The following is a 15180-nucleotide window of genomic DNA, read 5'->3' as shown; positions in this document are numbered from 1 at the left end:
GGCCGGGGTGGAGGCGGTGGCTTCCCACTTCGAAGGGGTGGGGCGGCGTGTGTCCCGGTTGCGGGTCTCGCATGCTTTCCACTCGCCGTTGATGGAGCCGATGCTGGATGACTTCCGTGCGGTGGTCGGGGGGCTGGCGTGGTCGGAGCCGGTGGTGCCGGTGGTGTCGAACGTGACGGGTGCGGTGGCCGGGCCGGGCTTGTTGTCGGATCCGGAGTACTGGGTGGGGCATGTTCGTGAGGCGGTGCGTTTCGCGGATGGGGTGCGTGCGTTGCGGGCTTTGGGGGTGTCGCGGTTTGTGGAGTGCGGCCCGGACGCGGTCCTGACGGGTCTGGCTCGCCAGGTCCTCGACCACGACAACGACGCGGGGGGTGAGCAGGTGGTGTTCGCGTCCATGTTGCGTGGGGGCCGGGCGGAGGACTCCACCGCTGTGACCGCCCTGGCCGAACTGTTCGCCTCCGGTGCCGATGTCGACTGGGACGGTTTCTACGCCGGCCGTGACGCCACCCGCACCGACCTGCCCACCTACGCCTTCCAACGCAAGCGCTACTGGATCGACGCCCAGGCCGGTGCCGGGAACATCACCTCGGCCGGACTCGACACCGCCGACCATCCCCTGCTCGGCGCCGCGATCACCCTCGCGGACAACGACGGCATCGTCCTCACCGGACGGCTGTCGGCCGACGCGCTCGCCTGGGTGGGGGACAACGACGTCCTCGGTTCCGTGCTCTTCCCCACCGCCGGATTCGTCGACCTGGCGCTCAGCGCCGGTGAGCACGTCGGCTGCGACGGCCTGAGCGAGTTCCGGACCGAAGTACCCCTCGTCCTGACGGGGCAGACGGCGCCCACCCTCCAGGTTTCCGTGGGAGCGGCGGACGAGAGCGGCGCTCGTAGGGTGACCGTCCACTCGCGGAGTCAGGATGTGGACACCCCCGATGTGCTGCACGGCACGGGAACGCTCACGACCGGGGCCGATGCGTCGCCGGCGGCGGACCTCACCGTCTGGCCACCCGCCGGGGCACTCGCCATGGACGTGGAGGAGGCCCAGCGCGTCCTGTTCGAGCGGGGCTACGGCCACGGTGCCGCCCTCGGCGCGCTGTCGGCTCTGTGGCGGCGAGGCGACGAGGTGTTCGCCGAGCTGACACTCGACGCGGAGGAGCAGGCGGCCGAGGGCTGCGCGGTTCATCCCGCTCTGCTGGAAGCCGCCGGTCTCCTGCGGCATGTGGCAGTGGAGTCCGACAACGCCGCGACACTCCCCCGGGTGTGGACCGGAGTCTCCCGGCGGGCGTCCGGCACGGCGACTCTGCGCGCCTGCCTGGCACGCACCTCGGGTGCCGACGGAGCGGATTCGGTGGCCTTGGACCTCGCCGACGCGGCGGGCGATCCCGTGCTGTCCGTGCGGTCGCTGACGGCGGCGCCCGTGACCGAGGAGCAACTCGCCCGGACGGCCGCCGGAACCCGGCCCAACTCCCTGTACAGGCTGACGTGGCAGGACGTCTCCCAGGATTCCGCCGCCTCCGCCGTCCCGACTTGGGCCGTGCTCGGCGACCCCGACCCTCGCTCCACCGGCGAGGCGCACACCCCGTCCTTCGACGGAGTCGGCGCCTTCGCCGAGGCGGTCGAGCGCGGCGACACCGCTGAGCAGACCGTCCTCCTCGCCGCGAGGACCGCCGCCGAGGACTCGAAGGACGTGCTGGCCGGCACCCGTTCCACCCTGGACCGGGTCCGGGAGGCCATGCACTCCTGGGTGACGGACCTCCGGCTCGGTGCGGCCCGGCTCGTCGTGGTCACCGAGGGCGCGGTGGCCGCCCGCGATGCCCGAGGGCTCACCCAGGCGGCACTGCGCGGCCTGGTGACGTCCGCGCAGGCCGAGCATCCGGGCCGTTTCGGGCTGGTGGACCTGGACGGCTCCACGGAGTCCCGCGCGGCCCTGCCTGCGGCGCTCGCCGTCGTGAACGCCGGGGAACCGGACGTGGCGGTGCGGGAGGGACGGATCCTGGTCTCGCGTCTGCGGACGGTCGAACCGGTACCCCGGTCCCCCTCGGCTACATCCGGCGAATCCACACTGCTGTCCCCGTCCTCGTCCTTCTCCTCGTCCTCGTCGTGGGCTGCGGCCGACGGCACCGTGGTCGTGACCGTCGGAGTCGAGGGGCACGGCGCGCCACTCGCCCGGCACCTGGTCGACCACCACGATGTGCGGCATCTGCTCCTCCTCGTGGACGAGTCCGCGGCCGTTCCCGACACGGACGCGCTGGAAGCGGAGGGTGTCCAGGTCACCCGGCGGGTGTGTGATCTGACGGACCGGGAGGCGGTCAGCCGGGCCCTGGCAGCAGTACCCGCCGAACATCCCGTGCGGGCCGTCGTCCACACCGCCGCGACCGCCTCGAACGGGCTGTTCGAGGCCATGGACCGGGAGCGCGTGGAGAGCGCGCTGCTGCCCAGGGCCGGTGCCGCGTGGCACCTGCACGAGCTGACCCGGGACCACTCCCTGACGGCCTTCGTGCTCCTGTCGTCCTCGACCGGACTCCTGCACGGCGTCGGCCAGGCCAACCAGGCCGCCGCCGCCACCTTCCTCGACGCGCTGGCCCGGCACCGGCGCGCGCAGGGGCTGCCGGCTCTCTCGCTGGCGTTCGGACCCTGGAACACGGGGGCGGTCGTGCCGGAGGAAGAGGTCGTGCGCGCAAGGGAACTCGGCATCCCCTACCTGGACGCCGACGAAGGAACCGAGTTGTTCGATCGCGCCCTCGCCCTCGCCCTCGCTCCGACCGATGGCAGCGCGGACGACGAAGTCCTGTTTCCGCTCCGCCTCGATCACCACGCCCTGCGGGCCCGCGCGGAGGAACTGCCCGCCCCGCTCCGCGGCCTCGTGCGGGCACCACGCCGGCCGAGCGGCGCCGACACGGGCCGTGAACTGCGCAGGCGCCTGGGCAGGCTGTCTCCTGATGAGCGCGTCCGCCGACTCCTCGACCTCGTCCGTGCCCAGGTCGCGGCCGTGCTCGGACACGCCTCAGCGGCGACGGTCGAACCCGACCGTGCCTTCAAGGACCTCGGCTTCGACTCGCTGGCCGCCGTGGAACTGCGCAGGCGACTGGACCGGACCACCGGTCTGTCCCTGTCGGCGACGCTCGTCTTCGACCACCCGACCTCCCGGGCGGCGGCCGAGTACATCGACGGTCTGATCCTGCCGGACGCGGACGACAGCCCGGCCCAGGAAGCCCTCGGCGGGATCGACCGGCTGGAGGCGGTGCTCGCGGCCCTGGCCTCCGGGAGCGCGGGACGCGATCACGAACGCATCACCAGCCGCCTCGAAGCACTGCTGCGCACCTGGCGGGACACGCAGGAGGGGGGCTCGGCGGACGAGCCGACCACCGACTACGAGTCCGCCACGGACGACGAGCTCTTCGACGTCCTCGACAGCGAACTGGGCATCGCCTGACCGGAGTCCATCCGTCCGGGAACCGTATGAGAACCATCGATCGAGGGGCAGAGGGACAGATGGGCAACGACGACAAGCTGCGTGAATACCTCAGGCGCGCGACGTCGGACCTGCAGCAGACCAAGCGGCGCCTGCGCGAGAGCGAGGCCAGGCACCACGAGCCGATCGCCATCGTCGCCATGAGCTGCCGCTACCCCGGCGGGATCGCCTCCCCGGAAGACCTGTGGGAGCTCGTCGATGCCGGCGGTGACGGTATATCCCTCTTTCCCGAGGACCGGGGCTGGAATGTCCGGGAGCTCTACGACCCGGAGCCCGCCACCCCCGGGAAGACCTACTGCCGCGAAGGCGGATTCCTGCACGACGCCGCACAGTTCGACGCCGACTTCTTCAAGATCAGCCCGCGTGAGGCCCGCGAGACGGACCCCCAGCAGAGGCTGCTCCTGGAGACGGCCTGGGAGGCGTTCGAGCGGGCCGGCATCGACCCGCTGTCCCTCAAGGGCAGCCGGACCGGCGTCTTCACCGGCATCGCCTACCACGACTACTCCTCCGACAGCGGCCCCGGCGCCCTTGCCAGCGTCGCCTCCGGCCGCATCGCCTACACCCTCGGCCTCGAAGGGCCGGCGGTGACGGTGGACACGGCGTGCTCGTCGTCGCTGGTCGCCCTGCACTGGGCCATTCAGGCCCTGAGGGCGGGGGACTGCACCCTCGCCCTGGCTGGCGGCGTCACCGTCATGGCGACGCCCGTGTCCTTCGTCGGCTTCAGCCAGGACCGCGGGCTCGCGCCCGACGGCCGCTGCAAGGCCTTCGCGGCCGCTGCCGACGGCACCGGCTGGGGCGAGGGCGCCGGCCTCCTCCTCGTCGAGCGGCTGTCGGACGCCCGCCGCAACGGCCACCCGGTCCTCGCAGTCGTCCGCGGCAGCGCGGTCAACTCCGACGGCGCGTCCAACGGCCTGACCGCCCCCAACGGTCCGTCCCAGCAGCGGGTCATCCGCCAGGCACTGGCGAACGCGCAACTCTCCGCCGACCAGGTCGACGCAGTGGAGGCGCACGGCACGGGGACGACGCTGGGCGACCCGATCGAGGCGCAGGCGCTGCTGGCGACGTACGGCCGGGACCGGCCCGAGGACCGGCCGCTGTGGCTGGGTTCGATCAAGTCGAACATCGGTCACGCGCAGGCCGCCGCGGGAGTCAGCGGTGTGATCAAGATGGTCATGGCGATGCGCCACGGCGTCCTGCCGAAGACCCTGCACGTCGATGCGCCCAGCCCGAACGTCGACTGGAGCACCGGCCACATCAACCTCCTGACCGACCGCATCGACTGGCCCGACGCCGGTCACCCTTGGCGGGCCGCCGTCTCCTCCTTCGGTCTGAGCGGGACGAACGCGCACGTGATCGTGGAGGAGGCCGAGCCGCTGGAGAGTGCTGAGCCTGCTGGGTCTGCTGGGTCTGCTGGTGGTGTGGTGCCGGTGGTGGGTTCGTCGGTGGTGCCGTGGGTGGTGTCGGCGCGTGGTGTGGCGGGGTCGGTGGGTGCGCAGGCGTCGCGGTTGGCGTCGTGGGTGCGGGAGCGTCCGGATGCGGATGTGGATCCGGTGGATGTGGGCTATTCGCTGGCCGTGTCGCGGGCCGCGCTGGAGCAGCGGGCCGTGGTGATCGGCTCCGATCGTGCGGAGTTGCTGGCGGGGTTGGATGCGCTGGCCGCGGGAGAGACCGCGGCCGGCGTGTGTCGGGGTGTGGCGGCGGATGGTCTGACGGCGGTGTTGTTCACCGGGCAGGGCAGCCAGCGGATCGGGATGGGCCGGGAGTTGTATGCAGCGTTCCCCGTGTTCGCGTCCGCCTTCGACGCGGTGTGTGAGGTGCTGGACGGCCTGCTGGAGCGCCCGTTGCGGGACGTCGTGTGGGGTGGGGACGCGGATGCGGGTGTGCTGGAGCGGACGGCGTTCGCTCAGCCGGCGCTGTTCGCCATCGAGACCGCCCTGTTCCGCCTGCTGGAGTCGTGGGGTGTGCGGCCTGATGTGGTGGCCGGGCATTCGATCGGTGAGGTGACGGCGGCCCATGTCGCGGGCGTGCTGTCACTTGAGGACGCCGGTCGGCTGGTCGCGGCACGTGGCCGGTTGATGGACGCCCTGCCCGCCGGTGGAGCGATGGTCGCGGTCGAGGCGACCGAGGACGAGATACAACCGCTACTCGCCGGGGATGTGGGTGTTGCGGCGGTCAACGGTCCGGCCTCGGTGGTGGTGTCCGGCGCCGAAGCTGGGGTGGAGGCGGTGGCCTCCCACTTCGAAGGGATGGGTCGGCGTGTGACCCGGTTGCGGGTCTCGCACGCTTTCCATTCGCCGTTGATGGAGCCGATGCTGGATGACTTCCGCGCCGTGGCTGGGGGGCTGGCGTGGTCGGAGCCGGTGGTGCCGGTGGTGTCGAACGTGACGGGTGCGGTGGCCGAGCCGGGCTTGTTGTCGGATCCGGAGTACTGGGTGGGGCATGTCCGTGAGGCGGTGCGTTTCGCGGACGGGGTGCGTGCGTTGCGGGCTCTGGGGGTGTCGCGGTTCGTGGAGTGCGGCCCGGACGCGGTCCTGACGGGTCTGGCCCGTCAGATCCTCGACCACGACAACGACGCGGGGGAGCAGGGGGTGGTGTTCGCGTCCATGCTGCGTGGGGGCCGGGCCGAGGACACCACCGCCGTGACCGCCCTGGCCGAACTGTTCGCCTCAGGTGCCGGGGTCGACTGGGACGGCTTCTACGCCGGCCGTGACGCCACCCGCACCGACCTGCCCACCTACGCCTTCCAACGCAAGCGCTACTGGGCCGAGGCCCAGGCCACCGCCTCCGAACCGAACCCGGCAGGCGGCACGGGCACGGGATCGGTGGGAACGGACTCGGCGGACGCCGTCTTCTGGGACGCCGTGGAGCGCCGGGACAGCTCTTCGCTCGCCGAGGAAATCGATGTGAAGACGGAGGAAATCGCGCCTTTCGTCGATGCGTTGGCCGCCTGGCGGGAGCATCGCAAGGAGCTGGCCCTGCTGGACTCCTGGCGGTACCGCGTGGACTGGAAGCCCGTAGGAAGCCGCACTGCCGATGCGGGCGAACGGGACGAGACCTGGCTCGTGGTCCGCCCTCCGGCCGGCCGGGGAGGCGAGATCGCGGAGCGGATCGTCGACGCGCTCGCCGCCGAGGTGACCGTCGTGCCCTTCGAGGTCGCCGATCTCGACCGGGCCGCGCTCACCGCACGGATGCGGACGGAGACGGCGGCGGCCGCCCCGCACCGGGTCCTCTCCCTCCTCGGACTCGACGACCGACCGCACTCCGACCACTCCTCGCTCACCCGTGGCGGCGCCGCCACGGTGGTCCTCGTGCAGGCGTTGGCGGACGCCGAGACACTCGCCCCCTTGTGGTGTGTCACAAGTGGCGCCGTGGCCGTACAGGACTCCGCCGAACTCGCCAGCCCGAACCAGTCGGCACTCTGGGGGCTCGGAGCCGGCCTCGGGCTCGACCAGCCGCAGAGCTGGGGCGGCCTGGTCGACGTACCGGAGGACCTCGACGACCGTGCCGCACGCCTGCTCGTCGCGGCGCTCCGCGCGGACGACGACGAGGACCAACTCGCCATCCGTGCCGGGAGCGTGTTTGCTCGGCGGATGGTCCGATCCCCGCTCGCCGAGGCGAGCGGAACCGACCGACGCCGCGAGGCCCACCTGTCATCGTCGTCCGCGCCGGAAGAGGGGCAGGACAACCTCCGGAGGCGTCCCCGGGGCGGCACGGTCCTCGTCACCGGCGGCACCGGCGGACTCGGAGCGCACGTCGCCCGCATGTTCGCCGAGGACGGTGCCGAGCACCTGGTCCTGACCAGCCGTCGAGGCCCGGCCGCGGAGGGCGCCGACGCGCTGACGAAGGAACTTGAACTGCTGGGCGCACGCGTCACCGTCGCCGCCTGCGACGTCGCCGACCGTGGCGCACTGGCCGCCCTGCTCGCCTCACTGTCCGACGGTCCGCCCCTGCGGGCGGTCGTCCACGCCGCCGGTCTGCCGCAGCGCATCGCCGCCCTGCCCGAGCTGAGCCTCGAGGAGTTCGCCGAGGTCGGCAGGGCGAAGACGCTCGGCGCGCAGTACCTGGACGAACTGCTCGGGGACACGCCGCTGGACGCGTTCGTCCTGTTCTCCTCCGGCTCCGCCGTCTGGGGCAGTTCCGGTCAGGCGGCATACGGCTGCGCCAACGCCTTCCTGGACGGTCTCTGCCACCGGCGCCGGGCGCGCGGGCTCACCGCCACCTCCATCGCGTGGGGCTCCTGGGAAGGCGGCATGGTCGACGCGGAACTCAGCGCCGTCATGCGGCGCATGGGCGCCCCGGCCATGGCGCCCGACACCGCAGTCAGTGCGTTGCGGCAGGCCCTGGAGCACGACGAGAGCCACCTCGTGGTGGCGGACTTCGACTGGTCCCGCTTCACACCCACGTACACGCTGGCCCGTCCGCGGCCGCTGCTCGACGAGATCCCCGAGGTGGCGGCGGCCCTCAACGGCGACTCCGACCAGGAGACGTCCGCCGACGCTCCCGCGCTGGCGGCACGGCTCGCCGAGATGCCTGGAGCGGAGGCGAGCCGCGTCGTCCACGAACTCGTCCGCTCGCACGTCGCCGCTCTGCTCGGCTACGACGACCCCCTCACGCTCGACACCCGGCGCGCCTTCGACGACCTCGGCTTCGACTCGGTGTCCGCCGTCGACCTCAGAGGACGACTGGCCACGGCAACCGGCCGGAAGCTGCCGAGCACCATGATCTTCGACTACGCGAACCCGGCGGCCCTGTCGGATTTCCTGCTCGGGGAGTTGCTGCCCGCCCCGAGCAGCCCGGAGCCGTCCACGCTGGAGCAGTTGGAGCGGATGGAAACCGCGTTGACGGGGCTCGGCGCGCAGGAGATCGAAGCCGATCGGATCGTCACCCGGCTGCGGTCCCTCGCGTCCCGACTCACCGAGATCGTCGCGGCCGCCGAGGCCGGCGCGGCCGGTGACATCGGTACCGGCGCGCCGGACGTCGGGCAGAACCTCGAATCGGCCTCCGCCGACGACGTCTTCGACTTCATCGACAAGAAACTCGGCCTCACCTGATCAGGCACGACGCCGATCGCCCGTCCAGCACTTCACCGCCCCGACGCGGACGATCGGCACGCCCGGCAAGGGCCAGAACCGCCTCGCTCCCGGACCGCACACCTGGGACGGGCGCCCCACCACGTGATCGGCCTCGCGAACCACAGGACTCGGAGAGACTGAGATGGCGAACGACGACAAACTTCTCGACTATCTCAAGCGTGTCACGGCAGACCTCGCTCAGACCCGCCAGCGCCTGCAGGCGGTCGAGAGCGAGGAGCGGGAGCCGATCGCGATCATAGCCATGAGCTGCCGCTACCCCGGCGGGGTGAGCACGCCCGAGGAGTTGTGGGAACTGGTCGACGAGGGGCGTGACGCCATCTCGGAGTTCCCCGTCGACCGTGGCTGGGACATGGGACGACTGCTGGACACCGATGCCGACCGGTCCAGTACCAGCTACGTCCGCGAAGGCGGCTTCGTCCACGACGCGGGCCACTTCGACCCTGCCTTCTTCGGCATCAGCCCGCGTGAGGCGCAGGCCATGGACCCGCAACAGCGGCTCACACTGGAGGTGGCCTGGGAGGCGTTCGAGCGTGCGGGCATCGACCCGCACTCGGTCCGCGGCAGCCGCGTGGGCGTCTTCGCGGGTTCCGGCATCCAGGACTACAACGCGCTCCTGGACGCGGCTCCCGAACTGGCCGAGGCGTACATGACCACCGCCGGCGCGGCAGCCGTCATCTCCGGCCGCGTCTCCTACGCGCTCGGCCTGGAGGGCCCGGCGATGACGGTGGACACGGCGTGCTCGTCGTCGCTTGTCGCCCTGCACCTCGCGTGCCAGGCGCTGCGGCGCCGCGAGTGCGGCATGGCACTGGCCGGCGGTGTCATGGTGATGTCGACGCCGTCGCCCTTCATCGCCTTCAGCCGCCAGCGGGGCCTCGCGCCGGACGGCCGCTGCAAGGCCTTCGCCGATGCCGCCGACGGCACCGGTTGGGCCGAGGGCGCGGGCATGCTCCTGGTGGAGCGGCTGTCGGACGCGCGTCGCAACGGCCACCCGGTGCTGGCGGTGGTGCGGGGAAGCGCCATCAACCAGGACGGCGCCTCGAACGGGCTGACCGCCCCCAACGGCCCCTCCCAGCAGCACGTCATCCGACAGGCACTCGCCGCCGCGCAAGTGACGCCCGCCCAGGTCGACGTGGTCGAGGGCCACGGCACGGGGACGACGCTGGGTGACCCGATCGAGGCGCAGGCGCTGCTGGCGACGTACGGCCGGGACCGGCCCGAGGACCGGCCACTGTGGCTGGGTTCTATCAAGTCGAACATCGGTCACGCGCAGGCCGCCGCGGGAGTCAGCGGTGTGATCAAGATGGTCATGGCGATGCGCCACGGCAGGATGCCCCGCACTCTGCACGTGGACCGGCCGTCCTCCCACATCGACTGGTCGGCGGGCCGGGTGCGGCTGCTCACCGAGCCCGTGGACTGGCCCGAGGCAGACCACCCGCGCCGTGCAGGCATCTCCTCCTTCGGCGTGAGCGGGACCAACACCCACGTCATCCTGGAGCAGGCTCCCGCCCTCGACGAACCCTCGGCGGACGAGCCTGCCGTTCCCGTCCCGGTCACCGCCGCGGGCCCCCTGCTCTGGCCCGTCTCCGGCATCGGCTCCTCCGGCCTTCACGCGCAGGCGTCGCGGTTGGCGCGGTGGGTGCGGGAGCGTCCGGATGCGGATGTGGATCCGGTGGATGTGGGCTATTCGCTGGCCGTGTCGCGGGCTGCGCTGGAGCAGCGGGCGGTGGTGGTCGGTTCCGGTCGTGCGGAGTTGCTGGCGGGGTTGGATGCGTTGGCCGCGGGAGAGACTCCGGCCGGCGTGTGTCGGGGTGTGGCGGCGGATGGTCTGACGGCGGTGTTGTTCACCGGGCAGGGCAGCCAGCGGCTCGGGATGGGCCGGGAGTTGTATGCCGCGTTCCCCGTGTTCGCGTCCGCCTTCGACGCGGTGTGTGAGGTGCTGGACGGGTTGTTGGAGCGCCCGCTGCGGGACGTGGTGTGGGGTGGGGACGCGGATGCGGGTGTGCTGGAGCGGACGGCGTTCGCTCAGCCGGCGCTGTTCGCCGTGGAGACCGCTCTGTTCCGGTTGTTGGAGTCGTGGGGTGTGCGGCCTGATGTGGTGGCCGGGCACTCGATCGGTGAGGTGACGGCCGCCCATGTCGCGGGCGTGCTGTCACTTGAGGACGCCGGTCGGCTGGTCGCGGCACGTGGCCGGTTGATGGACGCCCTGCCCGCCGGTGGAGCGATGCTCGCGGTCGAGGCGACCGAGGACGAGATACAACCGCTACTCGCCGGGGATGTGGGTGTTGCGGCGGTCAACGGTCCGGCCTCGGTGGTGGTGTCGGGTGCCGAGGCCGGGGTGGAGGCGGTGGCCTCCCACTTCGAAGGGATGGGTCGGCGTGTGACCCGGTTGCGGGTCTCGCACGCTTTCCATTCGCCGTTGATGGAGCCGATGCTGGATGACTTCCGCGCCGTGGTCGGGGGGCTGGCGTGGTCGGAGCCGGTGGTGCCGGTGGTGTCGAACGTGACGGGTGCGGTGGCCGAGCCGGGCTTGTTGTCGGATCCGGAGTACTGGGTGGGGCATGTCCGTGAGGCGGTGCGTTTCGCGGACGGGGTGCGTGCGTTGCGGGCTCTGGGGGTGTCGCGGTTCGTGGAGTGCGGCCCGGACGCGGTCCTGACGGGTCTGGCCCGTCAGATCCTCGACCACGACAACGACGCGGGGGAGCAGGGGGTGGTGTTCGCGTCCATGCTGCGTGGGGGCCGGGCCGAGGACACCACCGCCGTGACCGCCCTGGCCGAACTGTTCGCCTCCGGCGCCGATGTCGACTGGGACGGCTTCTACGCCGGCCGTGACGCCACCCGCACCGACCTGCCCACCTACGCCTTCCAACGCGAACGCTACTGGATCGATGCTCAGGCCGGTGCCGGGAACATCGCCTCCGCCGGGCTCGACACCGCCGACCATCCCCTGCTCGGCGCCGCGATCACCCTCGCGGACAGCGACGGTATCGTCCTCACCGGACGGCTGTCGGCGGACACCCAGCCCTGGCTCGCCGAGCACGTCATCGGCGAGACCGTCCTCTTCCCCGGCACCGGGTTCCTGGAGCTCGTGATCCGGGCGGGTGACCAGGTCGGCTGCGACCTGGTCGAGGAACTGACCATCGAGGCGCCTCTCGTGCTCCCCGAGCACGATGGCGTGCAGGTGCAGGTGGCCGTCGGTGCCGCGGACGAGACCGGTGCACGCGCCGTCACCGTTCACTCTCGGCGCCAGGACTCCTCGGCAGACCTGCCCTGGACCCGGCACGCCAGTGGCGTGCTCGCTCCTACCGGCCGCCCGGCCGACGACGACCGGCTGGACTCGCCGTGGCCGCCCGCCGACGCGGTACCCGTCGAACTCGGCGGAATGTACGAAGGGTTCGCCGAAGCCGGGATGGCTTACGGTCCGATCTTCCGCGGACTGTCCACGGTATGGCGGTCGGGCGACAGCGGCGAGGTGTACGCCGAGGCCACCCTCCCCGAGCAGGCGCGCGTGGCGGCCGGACGGTTCGCGCTGCACCCGGCGCTGCTCGACGCCTGTCTGCACGCGGCCGCCTTCACCGGAGCCATCGGAGAGCAGGGTGCGCTGCCTTTCGCCTGGTCCGGCGTGACGCTGCACACCGAGGGCGCATCGGACGTACGCGTGCGTCTGACGCCGACCGGCTCCGGCACAGTGACCGTGGAACTGTCTGACCCGTCCGGACGCCTGGTCGCCAGGGTCGAGTCGCTGGCGCTGCGCCCCATTTCCGCGGAGCAACTGGCAGCGGCCGCCACCGGTCACGACGACTCGCTCTTCCGACTGGACTGGGTGCCGCTGCCTGCCCGGACGGCCGAGCCGGTCGTCTGGGCCCACTGGGACGAGACCGTGGGCACTGAAGCGCCGCAGGCGGCCGTCCCGGACGTCGTCGTGTGGCAGTGCCCGGAAACGCCGACCGACGCCGATGGCGACGCCGTACGTGGGGCCGCGCACCGTGCGCTGGAGGTCCTGCGCACCTGGATTGCCGACGACCGTCATGCGCGTTCCCGGCTGCTCGTCGTCACCCGGGGAGCCGTCGGGTTGCCCGGCGAGGACGTGACGGACCTCGCGGGGGCCTCGGTCTCGGGGCTGGTGCGGGCCGCGCAGTCCGAGAACCCGGGCCGGATCGTCCTGGTGGACATCGATGCCCCGACCGGTCTCGGCTCTCTCGTGGCAGCGGTCATGGCCTCGGGTGAACCGCAGCTGGTCGTGCGTGACGGCGGCATCCTGCACGCCGCGCGCCTGAACCGCGCCACCGCCCGTGGCGGTTCCTCCGACGGCGGCGACGAGCAGTCGCCGCGGCTCGCCGAGGGCACGGTCCTGATCACCGGCGCCACCGGCGCCCTCGGCGCCCTCTTCGCCCGGCACTTGGTGACCGACCACGGCGTACGTCGCCTTCTCCTGACCAGCCGCAGCGGCGAGAACGCGCCCCGTGCCGCCGAACTCCTGGCCGAACTGTCAGGGTTGGGTGCCGAGGTCGAGCTGCGCGCATGCGACGTGTCCGACCGGGAGGCACTCGCCGGGCTCCTGGACGGCGTGGCGCTCGGAGGCGTCGTACACGCCGCCGGTGTGCTGGACGACGGCGTGATCTCCTCGCTCGACCCGGAACGGCTCGACAGGGTCTTGCGTCCCAAGGTGGACGCCGCGCTGAACCTGCACGAGCTGACGGCCGACATGGACCTGTCGATGTTCGTCCTCTTCTCCTCGGCCGCCGGCGTCCTGGGCGCCCCGGGCCAGGGCAACTACGCCGCGGCCAACGCCTTCCTCGACGCGCTGGCCACCCACCGCCGCCACGCCGGACTCGCCGCCCAGTCCCTCGCCTGGGGCTTGTGGGAGCAGTCCAGCGGTATGGCCGACACACTCGACGGGACCGACCTGACCCGCATCGCACGCACCGGTGTACGCGCGCTGGCCCCCGAGGAAGGGCTCGCCCTCTTCGATGCGGCACGCACCCTGCCGGAGCCGCTGGTCCTTCCCGCCGGACTCGACCTCCCGGCGCTGCGGGCCCAGGGCGAACGACTGCCCACCGTCTTCCGGACCCTGGTACCGGCGGCCCGCCGCCGCAGTTCCTCGGGCGCGGCCGGTGAGCCGAGCGCGCTGCGCCGCCGACTGGCCTCCCTGCCGCAGGACGAGTGGCAGGGCGTGCTCCTCGACATCGTCCTCGGACGCGTGGCGTCGGTGCTCGGCCACGCGAACGCCCTGACGATCGAGGCGGGCCGGGCCTTCCAGGACCTCGGATTCGACTCACTCACCGCTGTCGAGTTCCGCAACTCGCTGGGCGAGGCGGTCGGCATGCGCCTGCCGGCCACGCTGGTCTTCGACCACCCGACACCGGAAGCCCTCGCTGCCCACCTGCTGCAGGAGGTGGTCGGAGCACAGGACGAACTCACATCGGCGACACCGGTTGTCGTGGCCGACGACGATCCGGTCGTCATCGTCGGGATGGCGTGCCGGTATCCGGGGGGTGTGGCCTCGCCGGAGGACCTGTGGCGGCTGGTGGCGGACGGGGTGGACGCGGTCTCGGAGTTCCCGGCCAACCGAGGCTGGGACATCGGCCAGGTCTTCGACCCGACCGGTGAGCGCCCGAACACCACGTACACCCGTGAGGGCGGCTTCCTGCACGACGCCGACCGTTTCGACCCCGCCTTCTTCGGGATCAGCCCGAACGAGGCGCTGGTGATGGACCCGCAGCAGCGCCTGCTGCTGGAGACCGCCTGGGAGACCTTCGAACGCGCGGGCATCGACCCCGCCACCCTCCGGGGCAGCTCCACCGGTGTCTTCGCCGGCATGATGTACCACGACTACGCCGCCAACAACAGCACGGGCGCCATCGCCTCCGGCCGAGTCTCCTACGTCTTCGGCCTCGAAGGTCCCGCCGTCACCATCGACACGGCTTGCTCGTCGTCGCTGGTCGCGCTGCACCTGGCCGTGCAGGCGCTGCGTTCGGGTGAGTGCTCCCTGGCCCTCGCGGGCGGTGTCGCGGTGATGGCCACGCCTGAGGTGTTCGTCGAGTTCAGTCGGCAGCGCGGGCTCGCCAAGGACGGGCGCTGCCGCTCCTTCGCCGCCGCGACGGACGGCACGGGCTGGGGCGAGGGCGCGGGCATGCTCCTGGTGGAGCGGCTGTCGGACGCGCGTCGCAACGGCCACCCGGTGCTCGCGGTGATCCGGGGCAGTGCCGTCAACCAGGACGGCGCCTCGAACGGCCTGACCGCCCCCAACGGCCCCTCCCAGCAGCGGGTGATCCGCGCGGCGCTGGCCGGCGCGGGGGTCTCCTCGGCCGAGGTGGACGTGGTGGAGGCACACGGGACGGGGACGACGCTGGGTGATCCGATCGAGGCGCAGGCGCTGATCGCCACGTACGGCCAGGAGCGCCCGGCCGATCTTCCGCTGTGGCTGGGTTCGATCAAGTCGAACATGGGTCATACACAGGCTGCGGCGGGCGTTGCGGGGATCATCAAGATGGTCATGGCGATCCGCCACGGCGTCATGCCGAGGACCCTCCACGTCGACGCCCCCACGCCCAACGTGGACTGGGATGCGGGTGCGGTGGAGTTGTTGACGCAGGCGCGTGAGTGGCCGGTGGG

3 protein-coding genes are annotated in these 15180 nt (G+C 72.0%); all 3 read left to right on the top strand.

The annotated features are described in order from the left end of the window. Positions 1 to 7: 7 nt before the first annotated feature. A complete protein-coding gene (locus ACL02U_RS31845) occupies positions 8 to 3436 on the top strand; it encodes a KR domain-containing protein (protein ID WP_412794481.1) in 3429 nt (1142 codons plus the stop codon). Between the two features lie 59 nt (positions 3437 to 3495). Continuing rightward, on the top strand, positions 3496 to 8526 hold the full coding sequence (locus ACL02U_RS31840; RefSeq protein WP_412794480.1) for a type I polyketide synthase: 5031 nt from the start codon (positions 3496 to 3498) through the stop codon (positions 8524 to 8526). Between the two features lie 163 nt (positions 8527 to 8689). Then, the coding region (locus tag ACL02U_RS31835; RefSeq protein WP_412794479.1) for an SDR family NAD(P)-dependent oxidoreductase at positions 8690 to 15180 on the top strand (6491 nt) is incomplete at its 3' end.

The sequence above is a fragment of the Streptomyces sp. MS06 genome, assembly GCF_047200655.1.
Classification (GTDB): Bacteria; Actinomycetota; Actinomycetes; order Streptomycetales; family Streptomycetaceae; genus Streptomyces.
This window is presented reverse-complemented; position numbering and strand designations above follow the sequence as displayed.

Bases quoted from the DNA above. Each gene is read 5' to 3' on its own strand.
- ACL02U_RS31840 (WP_412794480.1), top strand. From the start codon at position 3,496: ATGGGCAACGACGACAAGCTGCGTGAATACCTCAGGCGCGCGACGTCG.